Source organism: Mucilaginibacter sp., from assembly GCF_039921305.1.
In the GTDB taxonomy this organism is placed as follows: Bacteria; Bacteroidota; Bacteroidia; order Sphingobacteriales; family Sphingobacteriaceae; genus Mucilaginibacter.
Map to the genome: position 1 here is coordinate 81,740 of NZ_JBDSCA010000057.1, position 15,246 is coordinate 96,985.

The following is a 15,246-nucleotide window of genomic DNA, read 5'->3' on the forward strand; positions in this document are numbered from 1 at the left end:
GGTTAAAATCCAAATTAAAAGATCATGAAAAAGAACCTGTTATTTGCTGTATTGTTATCGGCTACAGCTACAATTGGCTTGCATGCGCAAGATGTAAAAATTAAGGATGTACCTGCGAATGTAAAAGCGGCCTTTGCTAAAAAATATCCCGAGTCGGCTAAGTTTAAAGTAAGCTGGGAAAAGGAGAAAGGTAATTTTGAAGCCAACTGGGGTGGTAAAAGCGGCGAAGCTAATTCTGCCGTGTTTACACCTGCTGCTGAGTTTGTTGAATTGGTTGTATCAATACCAATAAGCGCTTTACCTGCCGCTGTTGCACCATATATAAAAGCTCATTATAAAAAATCAATTGCCGAAGCAGGTAAAGTTACGGATGCCAGCGGTAAACAATTTTACGAGGCCGAAGTTAAAGGCGAAAAGGATTTAATATTTGATGAGAGCGGCAAGTTTGTGAAAGCAGATTAGGTTAAAACTTTTATGTCATCTCGAGCGATAGTGAGAGATCTTTTGCGCATGCTTGGTATGCGCTTTATTCCCGCGCAAAAGATTTCTCGTCGTACCTTCTTGAAATGACATGGCCGAGAGAGAGCTATGGTTAGATATTAGTTATTGCTCCTCGTAATGATAGGTTAGGCCACCATCTACAAAGTAGGTTGATCCGGTGACGTAAGCTGCATCGGCGGAAGCTAAGAATGAAACTACCGCCGCTACATCTTCTGGCTTGCCCAATTTTTTCATGGGGATGTTTTTCAATACATTATTAAGTAACTCCGGATTGGCCATTAGCGATTGGTTGATAGGAGTGGAGATGGCTCCGGGGGCTACGTTGTTGATGCGGATATTTAGAGGTGCCAATTCGGTAGCCAGATTGCGGGTTAGCATTTTTAAGGCGCCTTTGCTGGCACAGTAAGCTGCGAAATGCGGAAAAATGATCTCTTCGTGGACCGAGCTCATGTTCACAACTACCCCTTCGCGTTTAGCGCCCATGCAATACTTTACGAATGCCTGTATGCCAAAGAATATGCCTTTGAGGTTGGTATCCATAACAAAATCGTATTCTTCTTCGGTTACTTCCCAAAAGTTATGGTTTTTTTCTACACCTGCGTTATTTACCAAAATGTCCAGAGTGCCGTAAGTCGCGATAGCATCACCAATTAGCTTCACCACATCTGCAGATGCGCTTACATCGGCAGCTATAAAGGTAGCGCGCCTGCCCATAGCGGTTATCTGGTTGATCAAACCTTCGGCGCGTTCATCGTATTTGCGGCCATTCAGTATAATATCGGCACCTTCACTGGCCAGCCTTAAAGCGCATGCCGCGCCAATGCCTTGTGTGCTACCTGTAATTAAAGCTATCTTATTTTCAAAACGATTCATTGGTACTATGTTTTATGTAAGTTAAGGTTTACGGGCGGGGAATGTTTAGCAGGAGATGTTTTTTAATGATTTGTTAATGTGGGAGGTGGATTGTGAGGTTTTGATGGGGATAAGTGGGCGATTTTTCGTATATTTGAGAGATTAGATAAAGGAGTAAGGAACAAGGAATAAAGATCTTTTTATTTCTTACTTTATCTCCCTCCTTATGGTTTGAATAGCCCAGACTTTACTTTCTGGAATGCCGAAATAATTGGGCATATCGTAATATAATAACACCCATAAATACCCATATTTTGTTATTTAAGTTATTGAGGTTGTGTGAGTTATTGTTTGGTATTGAATTATGAATTTGATAATTTAAATTTAGTATTTAACGGAAAACACCCATAAATACCCATGTCTTTATGACGTTCCCGTCAGGATGGGTTATGAATATTGTAATTTATAGTAGGGTTATCAAGCCTGTCCAGCCGGTTTGGTGGCTGGCTCCTAAACCCTTGCCGGTATCGCCATTAAAATACTCGTGGTAGAGGATATAATCTTTAAAATGAGGGTCGTGATTGAATTTGGGATGACCGCCAAATACGGCGCGCTCGCCGTGTTCGTTGCGCAGGAAGATGGCTTTAAGGCGCTTGCTTAGTAAGCCCGCAACATCTGCCAGCGAAAAGTATTGGTTTGAGCCGGTTGGATATTCCACTTTAAAATCATCACCATAATAGGCATGGAAATGATATAACGATTGGATGAGCAGGTAATTAACGGGCATCCATATGGGGCCGCGCCAATTGCTGTTGCCGCCAAACATGCCTGTTTCGCTTTCGGCGGCGGTGTATTTGACAGAGAAGTCGGTGCCATTGAGCCAGTATTCGTAAGGCTCATTCTCGTAAGTTTTTGATATGGAGCGGATGCCGAAGTCGGAAAGAAATTCATTAGGATCAAGCATCCGGCGCAACAAAAGCTTCATGCGGTGGCCGCGTAACAGGGATAGCAAATGCTGCTCATCGCCGTTCTTATCTTTCCAGTAGCTCACCAGTTGCACCAGATCGGGCCGTTGCTGCATAAAAAAATCCAGATGCGCCCTTAGTTTAGGTAGCTTATCCCAACGGGCATCGTCAAACACATTAACCGCGAACATGGGTATCAGGCCAACCAAAGTACGAACACGGAGCCTATCGTAATTGCCATCGGGTTTGCGCAGCAAGTCGTAATAAAAGCCGTCTTGTTCGTCCCATAGGCCGTATGAATCTTCGCCCATATTAGCTATGGAGCCCGCAATGAACAAGAAGTGTTCCACAAACTTGATGGCCATGTTCTCGTAAATAGGATTGCCTATACTTAGCTCCGTGCTGATGTGCAGCATATTGAGGGCATACATGGCCATCCAACTTGTACCATCGGCTTGTTCCAAACAGCCGCCACCGGGTACGGGAGCGCTGCGGTTAAATACGCCTATATTATCGAGGCCTAAAAAGCCGCCTTCAAAAACGTTGTTGCCCTCGCTGTCTTTCTGGTTAACCCACCAGGTGAAATTGAGGAGCAATTTGTTGAAGATATCCTGTAAAAAGGCAGTATCGGGTTTGCCTTTTACATTCTTATCCAGTTCGTAAACATGCAGGGTTGCTAAAGCGTGTACCGGAGGGTTTACGTCGCTAAAATCCCATTCGTAGGCGGGTAATTGTCCGCTTGGGTGTATGTATTTGGCGCTAACCAGCAGGCTCAGTTGCTGCTTGGCAAAATCGGGATCGATAGGGGCTATGGCCATGCAATGGAAAGCCAGGTCCCAGGCGGCAAACCAAGGGTATTCCCATTTATCGGGCATCGAGATAATATCACCAGCCATAAGGTGTTTCCAGCGATGGTTGCGTCCACGCCGTCTTTTTTCAGGTGGTGAAGGCTGTTCCGGGTCGCCTTCTATCCAGCGGTTCACATCGTATAAAAAGAATTGCTTGCTCCACAGCATCCCGGCCCAGGCCTGGCGTTGTACCAGTTTTTCGTCGTCGTTGATTAGAGTGGTTTGCTTGTCGCGATAAAAGTCATCAGCTTCGGCTTGGCGCGATGCAAGCAAGGTGTCAAAATTCCCGAAAGGTGTTTTTTGCTGATTTTTGCTTAACCTGAGTTTAAAAGTTACGCTACCCTGAGCAGGTACATTTTCTTGATACCATATGGCCGCTTTAGTCCCCTCGTGTTGCGGGTTAATGGCGTTATTATCGCCATTAATAACGTGGTTGTTAATACCATCCTTAACAAAAGGCGAAGGGTTTGGCGAGTTGTATAAGCGCTCGGTATTAGTCTCGTTCTCGGTAAATAGGAACTCGGCATTGCCATCGGCGTAACAATAATAATCGCCTATGATGTTTGATCGCATCATCATACAATTATTGCCCTGGTAAAGCATTTGAGGTTTAGCCGTATCATTGCCCAAGCCCCAGGTTTTGCGGAACCAAAGTTGAGGTAAGGCATGTATAACAGCATCGTTCACACCCCGGTTATGGATGGTGTATTGGATCAGCAGGTCGTCTTCGGCGTTTTTGGCGTATTCGATGAATACATCAAAATAGCTGTTATCGTTAAACAGGCCAGTATCTATCAGTTCAAACTCCGGGTCGTTTTTACCACGGCGGGCGTTCTCATCAATCAACTGGCTGTAAGGGTATGGTTGCTGTGTGTATTTGTACAGCATTTTCATATAGCTGTGGGTAGGCGTGTTATCCAGATAGTAATATAGCTCTTTAACATCTTCGCCGTGATTGCCTTGCTGGTTGGTTAAGCCAAATAAACGTTCTTTTAATATCGCATCCTTACCATTCCACAGCGCTAATCCCATGCATAATATCTGCTTGTCGTCGCTTATCCCGGCAAGGCCTTCTTCGCCCCAACGGTAAGCTTTGCTGCGGGCCATATCGTGCGTGATGTAGTTCCAGGCATCGCCGTTGGCGCTGTAATCTTCACGCACGGTTCCCCATTGCCGTTCGGATAGGTATGGTCCCCATTTTAGCCAGTTGCTTTTTTGAGCGTAATGGTCGTTAAGTCGGCTTTGTTCGGTGGTCATGTTTCGGTGGCAGATATTTAATATCTAAGCTAAGGTTTAAATCTGGTTTTTGTGCTGGCGCACGATGTGCTTTAATGTAAGCTTAATGTTATTTTTAATTAGGAAAGGCGATTTTTTAAGAAGCAATACAATAGAGTGTTACTTTTACCAGCAACAATTTAAAGCAATATAACATACAATGGAACTCTTTATAAAAATGACGGTAAGCGCCTGGGACACTCAAAATGCCCGCTTAAACAAACTGGTAACCAGCCTGACTACCGAGCAAATGGCTGCCGAAACCGCGCCAAACCGCAATACCGGTAACTATCTTTTTGGCCATTTAATTGCTGTGAGCGATGCCTTATTACCTATAATGGGATGGGGTGAAAGATTATATCCTGAGCTGGAAACTATCTTTCTGAAAAATCCAGATAAATGTGGTTTAGAGCAACCGTCGCTGGAAACGTTAAAATCTTACTTCGTGATAGTGAACGAGAAGATTGATAAACACATTGAAAGCATGAGCGTAAAAGATTGGTTTAGTCGCCATACCGCGGTATCTGCCGAGGACTTTGAGAAGGAACCACATCGCAATAAGCTGAATATCCTGATCAACAGAACAAACCACACCAGTTACCATTTGGGCCAAATGGCTTATCTGGCTAATAAGGCCGATATTGGTTAACTGCGCAATTGATAAAACGTTTTATAACAGAAGGCGCAGTAATAAGGCCTAATGGGTATAAAGAATAAAATGTTCCGGCCGATCCAATTGCGGCGCTCCGGATGATTGAGATTGCCGGAACATTTTAGGCAGTACCGAACTTGTTGTTTCATGATCATGTATGTGATTTTTAAAACAACAAGCTGTAGCTATTTTGAAATCTATGGTCGCCTTGGTGGGGGTGGCAAATGCCCGGGTGCCGGTGGCCTGTGCAGTACAATTTTTCTGTGAGCAGGCGGATGCTTTATTTTAGGCCATTTTATATGCGGCGTTTTTAAATGTAAGCGTGGCGGTGGTGGCGGCCCGCCATTGGGGTGCGGTGGTAAATGTATTTGCGCACTGGCGTTAATGGCTACCGTAGTTAATACGGCTGCTATCAATAGTTTTAAAGTTTTCATCGTATCGGGTTAAGTAATTACTTGGTGATAACTAAAATATAAGCAAAAAGTTTTATTTGCACCTATTTACCCTAAGTAAAAAACTATTAGGCTATTTAAACAGTATGTATTAACGTTTGACCATATATATGAAATATATTGCCTGTTTGTTATTCACTGTTATGAGCATATCCGCATTAGCGCAAAGCCAGCAGGTAGAAGAAACCATTAACGTAAATGGCGTTAAGCGTGAATTTACAACTTACCTACCTACAGATGCTATTGGAGGTATGCCTGTTGTTATTTCATTGCATGGCGGTTTCGCCAGTCCGAAAGGGCAATTTAAACTGGCAGATTTTCGCCCCATCGCGGATAAGGATAAGTTTATTGTAGTTTGTCCCGCTTCAAAACACGGCTGGGAGGATGGTAAAGACGTAGGCAAAATTGATGAGGTTAAATTTATAGATCAACTGATAAGCTACCTTATTAAAACCTACCATGCTAACGGTAACCGGATTTACGTTACCGGGATTTCAAAAGGTGGCTTTATGACGGCCAGATTGGCTTGCCAGTTAAGTAGCCGGATAGCCGCTGTTGCCATAGTAGCTGCCACCTTGGATAGCAACGAAGGCTATACGCCTCAATATCCAATGCCTATACTGTTTATCCACGGCACAAAAGATCCAATTGTTTCTTATAATGGTGGCAGCCTTTTTGGGCGTGAAGTATATTCACATCGCGATATCATTAAAAAATGGGCGGCTATTGATAATTGTAATCCTAAGCCCGTTATTACCAATATACCCGATAAGGCCGGTGATGGCACAAGCCTTATAAAAGAAGAATACACCAACAGCGCTACAGGTATGCAGGTAATAGGCTATACGGTAAATAATGGTGGCCATACCTGGCCCGGAGGCTCTCAATATTTGCCCCGTTTTTTGATCGGGAAAACCACCAAAAACTTAAACGCCTGTCAAACCATATGGGATTTTTTTAAACCGTACACCTTACAGTAATAGTAATTTAGTAAGGCTTGTCAATTGATATAGTTAGTGCCATTCAGGTTCACACAATTTTTGTTTATTTGTTTCGGGATATAAATAGTATGACTTTAAATACAACACTTGCGAATGATAAATTGGTGCAAACTAAAAAACTGCAACAATTGCTGGCTTATTTGAATCAAAGCTCGCCCTTTTATCAACAATTATTTAAGGGAAATCGGGTTGATATCAGTACCATAAAATCCCTTGCTGATTTGCAAATATTGCCATTCACAACTAAAGAAGATCTGCAACAACGCAACAATGATTTTGTATGCGTTAGCCGCGATCAGGTTATAGAATACGCCTCAACATCAGGAACATTAGGTAGCCCGGTAACTATTGCCTTAACCGAAAACGATCTTAATCGCCTTGCTATAAACGAGTATAATTCTTTCGCTTGCGCGGATGGTTCAGCAACAGATATTTACCAGCTCATGCTTACGCTCGACAGGCAATTTATGGCCGGAATAGCCTATTATATGGGTTTGCGCAAAATGGGGGCGGGTATTATCAGGTTAGGCCCCGGTGTGCCATCCTTACAGTGGGAAACTATCCAAAGGCTTAAGCCAACGGCTATTGTTGCTGTGCCATCGTTTATTTTGAAACTTATCGCATTCGCGAAAGATCATGGTATCGATTTGAATCAATCTTCGGTGAAAAAAGCTGTTTGTATAGGCGAGAATATCCGGAATACAGATTTCTCTTATAACATCCTCGGCAAAAAAATAACAGATGCGTGGGACATTCAACTCTACTCAACCTACGCCTCAACCGAAATGCAAACGGCTTTTACCGAGTGTAGCGAGGGCCATGGCGGCCATTTACAGCCTGATTTATTGATAGTTGAGCTATTGGATGATAATAACCAACCCGTACCACCGAACACTCCCGGCGAGGTTACAATAACCACATTAGGTGTAGAGGGTATGCCACTGTTACGCTATAAAACCGGCGATATTTGCATGTATCATGATGAACCTTGTGGCTGTGGCCGCACAAGCCTGCGCTTATCACCCATTATAGGTCGTAAAAAGCAGATGATCAAATTTAAGGGCACCACATTATATCCACCTGCTTTGTTTGACTTGCTGAATGAGATAGAAGAGGTATTGGATTTTGTAGTAGAAGTTTACCCCAACGAAGTTGGTTTAGACGAGGTTTTGCTTCACTTGCTACCAACCGACCAGACCGAAGCAACCGACCGTAATATACGCGCTAATTTACAGGCCCGCCTACGTGTAAGCCCTGGCATTAAATACATTACCCAACCCGAAATACAGAAAATGCAATTCCCCGAAGCGAGCCGTAAAGCCATAAAGTTTATTGATAAGCGAGTTTAGGTAAATATTTTAGTGTATTTGTTTAGTAGGGTTTATATTTGTTGGTTGAGTATTAAAACTTCTTTATCATTTCGAACGTTAGTGAGAAATGACAGATAGATCAACCTCACAGAATAAGTAATAATTAAAATTCGCCTATGATATCTGTTGGACAGAATGTCCTTTCTTTAGCTGATTTTTCCGAATTGGTATTCAAAGGAAAATCCGTTAATATCCCCGAAAATGCTTTAAATAAGGTTGATACCAATTTTAAATTTTTGCAGCAATTTTCCTCAAATAAGCTTATTTACGGTATTAATACCGGCTTTGGCCCTATGGCGCAATATAAAGTAAGCGAAGAAAACTTGTTGCAATTACAATATAACCTCATCCGCAGCCATAGCTCCGGCAACGGCGAACTGCTTACGCCAACCTTAGTTAAGGCGTTAATGATAGCCCGCTTAAACAGCATGATGCAGGCCTATTCTGGCGTTCATACCGATGTGGTGGAACTGCTGCGCGAACTGATCAATCAAAACGTAACGCCTTGCATTTACGAGCACGGCGGCGTAGGTGCCAGTGGCGATTTGGTTCAGTTGGCCCATTTGGGTTTGGTACTGATAGGTGAGGGAGAGGTGTTATACGAAGGCGCTAAGTACCCAACTATCGAGATCTATAATAAGCTTAACATCAAACCGCTAACCATTCATGTGCGCGAAGGCCTGGCTATTATTAATGGCACCTCTGCCATGACGGGCATTGGTATGGTGAACGTGATACAAGCCCAAAAACTTTTAGGCTGGGCCGCCACGCTATCTGCCATGACCAACGAAGTTGTGGAAGCCTATGACGATCATTTTTCGCATGAACTGAACATCGTAAAGCATCATAAAGGGCAAAACAAAATAGCCGCTATGCTGCGCGATATCTTGCAGGATAGTCAGATGATTCGCAGCCGCTCAGAACATTTGTACCAACCGGATAATATTGGTCATGATGTTTTTGAGGATAAGGTGCAGGAATATTACTCACTACGTTGTGTAACGCAGGTTTTGGGGCCTATTTATGATACCATTGTTAATGCCGAAACTGTTTTAGTGAATGAGCTAAACTCCGTTAACGATAACCCGGTGATTGACCACATTAATCAAAACGTATTCCACGGTGGTAATTTCCATGGCGATTATGTATCGCTTGAGATGGATAAACTCAAAATAGCGATCACCAAATTATCAATGCTTTCAGAACGTCAATTAAATTATTTGATGAACGAAAAGCTGAACAAAAAATTCCCGCCGTTTTTAAACCTGGGTATTTTAGGCTTAAACTTTGGTATGCAGGGTATGCAATTTACGGCAACCTCAACCACTGCCGAAAACCAAACGCTGTCTTTCCCAATGTATGTGCATAGTATCCCAAATAATAATGATAATCAGGATATTGTGAGCATGGGCTGCAACGCAGCTTTAATGACGAAGCGTGTTATTGATAATGCCTTTGCTGTACTGGCCATTCAATTAATGAGTCTGTTACAAGCTGTTGATTATTTGAAGTGTCAGGGCAAACTGGCATCGCACACGTTGGATGTGTATACAAAAATGAGAGAAATTTTCCCGGTATTTATTGAAGATCAGCCTAAATATAAAGATCTCGAAAACGTAAAACAATATCTCGAAGTAACCGATCCGTCTATCTCATTCAATTCGTAAATATTTTAGGTGGGTGTGAAATGACTTTTTTATCTTAAATAATGGCAGGCGTTTACATAGTTTCGGATAACATTACATCGCCCCTAGGTACAACAACTGCTGATAACTTCGCACAGTTAAAAAATGGTATTTCGGGTGTCAGGCTACATAACAATAGCATGTCTGACACGTCATTTTATGCATCTTTATTTGGTGATGATACTTTCGCTGATAATGTTCAACACACCAAATTTGAGCAGTTGTTGATCGCATCCATTACAAATGCTTTAGAAGGTACAGGATTGGAACCAGCGGGTTCTAAAACAGCTCTGATCATATCGTCAACCAAGGGAAATATTAGTTTGTTAGAAACCGAAGTGCATACGCCAGAGTTAAATAAACGTATCGCGTTGCACAATTCAGCTAAATTAGTCGCAAATCACTTCGGTTTTATCACACAACCTATCGTGGTATCTAATGCCTGTATTTCGGGCATATTAGGCACTGTAACAGGCATGCGGTTGATAGAATCGGGTCAATATGAAACCGTGATTGTTAGCGGTGCAGATGTAATCTCAAAATTTATCCTTTCGGGGTTCCAATCCTTCAATGCCATTAGCTCGCAACCTTGCAAGCCATTTGATGCCGATAGGGACGGGATAACATTGGGCGAAGGCGCGGCTACCATCATCTTATCATCAAACCCAAAATACAACAGGGGTATCCGGGTAATGGGTGGTGCCAGCAGTAACGATGCTAACCATATTTCGGCGCCATCGCGTACGGGGGAGGAACTGGCGCAAGCCATCAACGCAAGTTTAAAACAAGCGGGACTATCATCAAGCGATATTGATTTGATCTCGGCACACGGTACGGCAACCATCTACAACGACGAAATGGAAGCCAAAGCTATTACCTTAGCGGGGCTACAAACAACTCCACTGAACAGCCTAAAGGGTTTTTACGGGCACACGCTAGGGGCAGCGGGATTAATTGAATCTATCATATCCCTGCAATCGTTAAAACAGAATATCATTATACCAACAGCCGGTTTTAATCAAATTGGCGTGCCAACGCCCGTAAATGTTTGTACCGAACTAACATCCCAGCCATTAAAAAACATTCTAAAAACAGCATCCGGTTTTGGCGGTTGTAATGGAGCTGTAATATTCAGTAAAGCAGATTAATGGTATCAGATACACATATTAGCGCCACTTGCATTATAAGCAACAATATAGTTTGTAAGAACGGGGGAACCGCATTTACAAGCAATGAAGCAAATATGTCTGAATTTTTGGTAGATATATATAAGCATTTTGAGCTTAACTATACCCGTTTTTATAAAATGGATAGGCTGAGTAAATTGGGTTGGCTAACATCAGAACTTTTACTCAAGGAGAGTTTTGATAAAGAGAAATACAACCCTGCCGAAGTTGGGATAGTTTTTGCCAATGCAAACTCGAGTTTAGATTCTGATGTTAAATACATGTCATCGGTATCAGATATTCCGAGTCCGGCTTTGTTTGTTTATACCTTGCCTAACATCATGATCGGCGAGATCAGTATTCGCAATCACTTTAAAGGTGAAGCGGCTTTTTTTGTATCCGAAAGTTTTGATGCTACTTTTATGGAACAATACATTAATAATTTGTTCTATAATGATATTTTTAAGGCCTGTATTTGTGGTTGGGTTGATGTGTTGGGGAATGATTATAAAGCTGTTTTATTTTTAGTTGAGAAGGGCAATGGAATAATCTCCTTCACGACAGATAACATGAATAAATATTTTAATGACTGAACAGAATAATGAGTTCTGAAGTATATATATCAGGTTTGGGTGCGATAACCGCCATTGGCAATAATGTTGCCGAGTGCTATGCCGCGCTCCGGAATGGTCAGGCAGGCATGGGAGAAATTACGGGTCTGGCTACGATACACCGTAACAAAATTCCGGTTGCGGAAGTTAAATTGACCAATGATGAACTGGCAGAGATGGGAGGCTTATCAGCACACTTAAGCCGCACCGCTTTATTGAGCATGGTAGCCGCGCGCGAAGCATTGAACGATGCCGGGATAGCCGGTTTAAATCAACTCCGTACTGGTTTTGTTTCTGCCAATACCGTTGGCGGGATGGATAAAAGCGAGGAGTTTTTTGTCGAGTTTTTAGCGGATAATGCCAAAGGCAAACTCAAAAATGTTTACGACCACGAATGTGGCAGCATGACCGAACTGGTAGCTGTGCCTTTGGGTATCAGTAAGCAAATGACTACCATCAGTACCGCCTGTTCATCATCGGCCAACGCCATATTTTACGGCGCCCGGATGATCAAAAACGGTTTGTTAGATGTAGTAATAGCCGGCGGTACAGATGCACTGGCTAAATTCACGCTCAACGGTTTTAACACATTAATGATATTGGATAAAGCGTTTTGCAAGCCATTTGATGAGAACCGAGAAGGCCTGAACTTAGGCGAAGGCGCGGGTTATGTGGTTTTAGTATCTGATAAGGTAGCCAAAACCCTAAATAAACAACCCTACTGCAAACTAAGTGGCTATAATAACAGTAACGATGCCTATCATCAAACCGCTTCATCGCCCGAAGGCACTGGCTCGTATCTGGCTATGCAGGGGGCTTTAAAAAAAGCGGGTCTGCAAACGTCGGATATCAGCTACATTAATCTGCATGGAACAGGGACACCTAATAATGATAGTGCCGAAGGTACTGCGGTAAAGCGCTTATTTGAACCAAATTTTCCGCCTATGAGTTCTACCAAATCATACACTGGTCATACCCTGGGGGCAAGTGGTGCGGTTGAGGCGGTGTTTTCTGTGCTGGCTATTCAGCATAATGTGATATATCCAAACCTGCGTTTCGAAACTCAAATGCACGAGTTGCCGTTTGCGCCCGAAACGGAATTGAGGACAGATGTGCAAGTTAACCACGTAATGTCAAACTCGTTTGGTTTTGGTGGCAATTGTACATCCTTAATATTCTCGAAATTATGAAGATGTATATCCGTTCGGCCACCTGTATATCTGCACAAAAAACATTTGAGAGCGATGGCTTTCTAACTGATATTATTGAAAACACTGGCACACGCCTAAAACCCGTTGAACCCGATTATTCAAAATACATCGATTTGAAACTGGCCCGCCGCATGAGCCATATCATTAAGATGGGTGTAGCCGCTGCAAAACAATGTTTAACTAATGCCGACGTAGAAATGCCCGGTGCTATTATTACCGGAACGGCCTTTGGTTGTATGGAAGATACGGTAACGTTCTTAACCCGGCTTGTTGAGTTGAACGAAGAAATGCTACCGCCAACGGCTTTCATCCAATCTACCCATAACACGGTGGCCGCGCAGATAGCCTTGATGTTGAAGTGCCACAACTATAACAATACCTTTGTACATAAGGGTATATCATTTGAAAGTGCCGTTCAGGATGCCTGGATGCTGTTAAATGAGGGTGATGCCAATGATATTTTAGTAGGTGGAATAGACGAAATGGTAGATACCAGCTTTAAGGTATTAACCCGGTTGGGTTTGTACAAACGTTCGCCTATATCAAACCTGCAACTATTTAATACCCCAACAAGTGGCACACTAGGAGGTGAGGGAGCCGCTTTCTTTTTACTGAATAATAAGCCCTCAATAGATAATTTAGCCGAATTTAGTGGCTTTAAAACCTTTTATGGAGAATACGATAGCGAAGCATTAGCTCAGCAGATCAATACTTTCTTATCAGAGCATGATCAGCATATATCTAATATCGACCTGGTCATTACGGGCCGTAACGGGGATACAAAAAACGATGCTGTTTATAACGATTTAAGCATCCTCAACAATAAGGCCCAGGCTAATTACAAGCATTTATCAGGAGAGTATTCCGTATCGTCGTCATTTGCCCTATGGATGGCAGCGAATATTCTAAACAAAGGTGTTGTACCCGAGATCGTTGTTCATGCCGATTTAAGCACTCAGTCGCCAAAAACTGTATTGATCTACAATCATTACCAAGCTAAGTACCATTCGCTAATGCTGGTTTCCGCTTGCTGATATATTATAGGATTTCCCCTTTAAGGGAGAAAGGGCTTACTTCGTTCTGTTAGCCGTAATATAATCGGCCATGGTGTTCACATTAACCAAAACTTTACGGCCATCTTTAGGGTCACGGATATCGATACCGTATTCACGTTTCAGCAATACGATCAATTCTAACGAGTCGATAGAATCTAAACCCAAGCCATCACCAAATAAAGGCGCGTCGTCCTTAATTTCATCAGGCGTCATCGGGGTTAGGTTTAAAAACGATATAATTTGTTCTTTTAACTGTTGTTTTAATTCTGCAATTTCCATCAAAATTTGTTCTATATACTAACGTCCGGTCTTTCGGACTAACTAAATCAATTTCTTCATTTTCAAACCTGCAATCGCTACAGCCTGAAATATGATCGTAATACCCAGCAAAGGTATAATATTTACCAGAACATCCTTTAAGCCGCCGCCCTCTAAAAACAAGCCGTAATAAGCCTCAAGGCACCAATGTAAAGGCGATAACTTCATTACCACCTGGAACGATTCGGGCATGGCAAAACTTGGTACCATTAAGCCGCCAATAGCTGCCAGCATCACAATAGATATGGCGCCAAAGCCATTGGCCTGTTCCTGCGTTTGCGCGAAAACGCCGATACAAATAGCATAGCTCACCGCGCACCAGCCACATATTAGTGATACAATAACCAATCCCAAAACATCTGCCGGTAAGTTCAATACTGGCAAACCCATTGCCGGGAAAAGCCATATTCCAATGGCGAATATCACTGCCGCTTGCAACATGGTAACTGCCAGGTAAGTAATTTGTTTGGATAACAATGCGACGAAATAATTAGTAGGCAAAGTTTTTAACCTGATAAAGCTGCCACTCAATTTTTCGCGAACAAGGCTTCCGGCTAAAGATATCACCACAAAAAACATGGCGAAGATGGTCCATGCCGGTACATTATGTTGTGATGCATTGGGGATGTTCCGGCTACCATTTTTTGAAACGGGTGTTTCGTTTATGGCTATTTTGTTATTCAATAATTCGTTCTCTAATTTGGCCGGAAGTTGCTTCTCGTTTATTGAGAAATACATATTGCGCAATATCTGCTTGCTTTCTACCAACTGCAGGGCGCTATATAAAGCCCCCTGCACAGAACGGCGGAACTGATCCTGCAAAGCAGGTTTATAATATAAATTGAGCGGCAAGGTGTTGTTTGCTGATGAATCTGTTTTACCGCCATCCAAGCCAAAAGTATTCAGAGCTTTGCCCGATACAGATTGAGCCTGAGCATTTATTTTTGCCGAAAAATCGGACGGAATAACAATGGCCAAAGGCGCATCTGTATTATGCATTTGCTCCGTAATAGCTTTATCACTTTCTCCTTTCGGGATAAACTGCATCTTAAACATCGCGATTTTATTAACCGATGCTATAAACTCTTTGCTTATTTTTCCGGTATCGCGGTTGCACACCAGTAAAGCCACCTTGTTTTTGTTCACTAGTTCAAAGGTGTTATTCTGGATACTGGTAATGATCAGCACTAAAGCGATTGGCATGCCAAACATGAGCGCTATACCAACCTTATCACGGGTTAATATGCGGATGTCTTTAACGATAGTTGCCCAAAGTTTAAACAT

General features: G+C 42.6%; 14 protein-coding genes. 9 read left to right on the top strand and 5 right to left on the bottom strand.

The window, feature by feature from the left end; all coding sequences use genetic code 11:
• The first annotated feature begins 24 nt into the window (after positions 1-24).
• Positions 25-462 carry a PepSY-like domain-containing protein gene (locus tag ABIN91_RS18115; protein ID WP_348052851.1) on the top strand — a complete coding sequence of 146 codons (438 nt, stop codon included), beginning with the start codon at positions 25-27 and terminating at the stop codon, positions 460-462.
• A 141-nt stretch (positions 463-603) separates the two neighbouring features.
• On the opposite strand, the gene ABIN91_RS18120 is transcribed toward ABIN91_RS18115, so the two are convergent.
• Positions 604-1,374, bottom strand: coding sequence for a glucose 1-dehydrogenase (locus ABIN91_RS18120; protein WP_348052852.1), 771 nt, complete (start codon positions 1,372-1,374; stop codon positions 604-606).
• Positions 1,375-1,816: 442 nt separating this feature from the next.
• Positions 1,817-4,423 carry a glucosidase gene (locus ABIN91_RS18125; RefSeq protein ID WP_348052853.1) on the bottom strand — a complete coding sequence of 869 codons (2,607 nt, stop codon included), beginning with the start codon at positions 4,421-4,423 and terminating at the stop codon, positions 1,817-1,819.
• A 178-nt stretch (positions 4,424-4,601) separates the two neighbouring features.
• Between ABIN91_RS18125 and ABIN91_RS18130 the strand changes: the two genes are divergently transcribed.
• The gene (locus ABIN91_RS18130) at positions 4,602-5,090 is read left to right on the top strand and encodes a DinB family protein (RefSeq protein WP_348052854.1); all 489 of its coding nucleotides are present in this window, start codon (positions 4,602-4,604) and stop codon (positions 5,088-5,090) included.
• Positions 5,091-5,290: 200 nt separating this feature from the next.
• Here the strand turns inward: ABIN91_RS18130 and ABIN91_RS18135 are convergent, their stop codons facing one another.
• Positions 5,291-5,527, bottom strand: coding sequence for a hypothetical protein (locus tag ABIN91_RS18135; protein WP_348052855.1), 237 nt, complete (start codon positions 5,525-5,527; stop codon positions 5,291-5,293).
• A gap of 161 nt (positions 5,528-5,688) precedes the next feature.
• On the opposite strand from ABIN91_RS18135, the gene ABIN91_RS18140 reads away from it, so the two are divergent.
• The 7 genes from ABIN91_RS18140 (at position 5,689) to ABIN91_RS18170 (ending at position 13,623) form a co-directional block, all read left to right on the top strand.
• Complete coding sequence (locus tag ABIN91_RS18140) at positions 5,689-6,525, top strand: hypothetical protein (RefSeq protein WP_348052856.1); 837 nt, start codon at positions 5,689-5,691, stop codon at positions 6,523-6,525.
• A gap of 89 nt (positions 6,526-6,614) precedes the next feature.
• The gene (locus ABIN91_RS18145; protein WP_348052857.1) at positions 6,615-7,895 is read left to right on the top strand and encodes an AMP-binding protein; all 1,281 of its coding nucleotides are present in this window, start codon (positions 6,615-6,617) and stop codon (positions 7,893-7,895) included.
• Positions 7,896-8,032: 137 nt separating this feature from the next.
• A complete protein-coding gene (locus ABIN91_RS18150; protein WP_348052858.1) occupies positions 8,033-9,583 on the top strand; it encodes an aromatic amino acid ammonia-lyase in 1,551 nt (516 codons plus the stop codon).
• 41 nt (positions 9,584-9,624) lie between these two features.
• On the top strand, positions 9,625-10,749 hold the full coding sequence (locus ABIN91_RS18155; protein ID WP_348052859.1) for a beta-ketoacyl synthase N-terminal-like domain-containing protein: 1,125 nt from the start codon (positions 9,625-9,627) through the stop codon (positions 10,747-10,749).
• 95 nt (positions 10,750-10,844) lie between these two features.
• Positions 10,845-11,360: a hypothetical protein gene (locus tag ABIN91_RS18160; RefSeq protein WP_348052860.1), complete on the top strand. Its 516-nt coding sequence runs from the start codon at positions 10,845-10,847 to the stop codon at positions 11,358-11,360.
• 8 nt (positions 11,361-11,368) lie between these two features.
• Complete coding sequence (locus ABIN91_RS18165) at positions 11,369-12,568, top strand: beta-ketoacyl-[acyl-carrier-protein] synthase family protein (protein ID WP_348052861.1); 1,200 nt, start codon at positions 11,369-11,371, stop codon at positions 12,566-12,568.
• The gene (locus ABIN91_RS18170; RefSeq protein WP_348052862.1) at positions 12,565-13,623 is read left to right on the top strand and encodes a beta-ketoacyl synthase chain length factor; all 1,059 of its coding nucleotides are present in this window, start codon (positions 12,565-12,567) and stop codon (positions 13,621-13,623) included. Before ABIN91_RS18165 ends, ABIN91_RS18170 begins: the two co-directional genes overlap by 4 nt.
• 36 nt (positions 13,624-13,659) lie before the next feature.
• Here the strand turns inward: ABIN91_RS18170 and ABIN91_RS18175 are convergent, their stop codons facing one another.
• Both ABIN91_RS18175 and ABIN91_RS18180 read right to left on the bottom strand, forming a co-directional pair.
• A complete protein-coding gene (locus tag ABIN91_RS18175) occupies positions 13,660-13,923 on the bottom strand; it encodes a phosphopantetheine-binding protein (protein ID WP_348052863.1) in 264 nt (87 codons plus the stop codon).
• A gap of 42 nt (positions 13,924-13,965) precedes the next feature.
• The gene (locus ABIN91_RS18180; RefSeq protein ID WP_348052864.1) at positions 13,966-15,246 is read right to left on the bottom strand and encodes an ABC transporter permease; all 1,281 of its coding nucleotides are present in this window, start codon (positions 15,244-15,246) and stop codon (positions 13,966-13,968) included.

Excerpts from the sequence above, each read along its gene's own strand:
- ABIN91_RS18165 (WP_348052861.1), top strand. The coding sequence starts at position 11,369 with ATGAGTTCTGAAGTATATATATCAGGTTTGGGTGCGATAACCGCCATT.
- ABIN91_RS18130 (WP_348052854.1), top strand. The coding sequence starts at position 4,602 with ATGGAACTCTTTATAAAAATGACGGTAAGCGCCTGGGACACTCAAAAT.
- ABIN91_RS18155 (WP_348052859.1), top strand. The coding sequence starts at position 9,625 with ATGGCAGGCGTTTACATAGTTTCGGATAACATTACATCGCCCCTAGGT.
- ABIN91_RS18120 (WP_348052852.1), bottom strand. The coding sequence starts at position 1,374 with ATGAATCGTTTTGAAAATAAGATAGCTTTAATTACAGGTAGCACACAA.
- ABIN91_RS18145 (WP_348052857.1), top strand. The coding sequence starts at position 6,615 with ATGACTTTAAATACAACACTTGCGAATGATAAATTGGTGCAAACTAAA.
- ABIN91_RS18175 (WP_348052863.1), bottom strand. The coding sequence starts at position 13,923 with ATGGAAATTGCAGAATTAAAACAACAGTTAAAAGAACAAATTATATCG.
- ABIN91_RS18135 (WP_348052855.1), bottom strand. The coding sequence starts at position 5,527 with ATGAAAACTTTAAAACTATTGATAGCAGCCGTATTAACTACGGTAGCC.
- ABIN91_RS18115 (WP_348052851.1), top strand. The coding sequence starts at position 25 with ATGAAAAAGAACCTGTTATTTGCTGTATTGTTATCGGCTACAGCTACA.
- ABIN91_RS18180 (WP_348052864.1), bottom strand. The coding sequence starts at position 15,246 with ATGTTTAAACTTTGGGCAACTATCGTTAAAGACATCCGCATATTAACC.
- ABIN91_RS18160 (WP_348052860.1), top strand. The coding sequence starts at position 10,845 with ATGTCTGAATTTTTGGTAGATATATATAAGCATTTTGAGCTTAACTAT.
- ABIN91_RS18140 (WP_348052856.1), top strand. The coding sequence starts at position 5,689 with ATGAGCATATCCGCATTAGCGCAAAGCCAGCAGGTAGAAGAAACCATT.
- ABIN91_RS18150 (WP_348052858.1), top strand. The coding sequence starts at position 8,033 with ATGATATCTGTTGGACAGAATGTCCTTTCTTTAGCTGATTTTTCCGAA.
- ABIN91_RS18170 (WP_348052862.1), top strand. The coding sequence starts at position 12,565 with ATGAAGATGTATATCCGTTCGGCCACCTGTATATCTGCACAAAAAACA.
- ABIN91_RS18125 (WP_348052853.1), bottom strand. The coding sequence starts at position 4,423 with ATGACCACCGAACAAAGCCGACTTAACGACCATTACGCTCAAAAAAGC.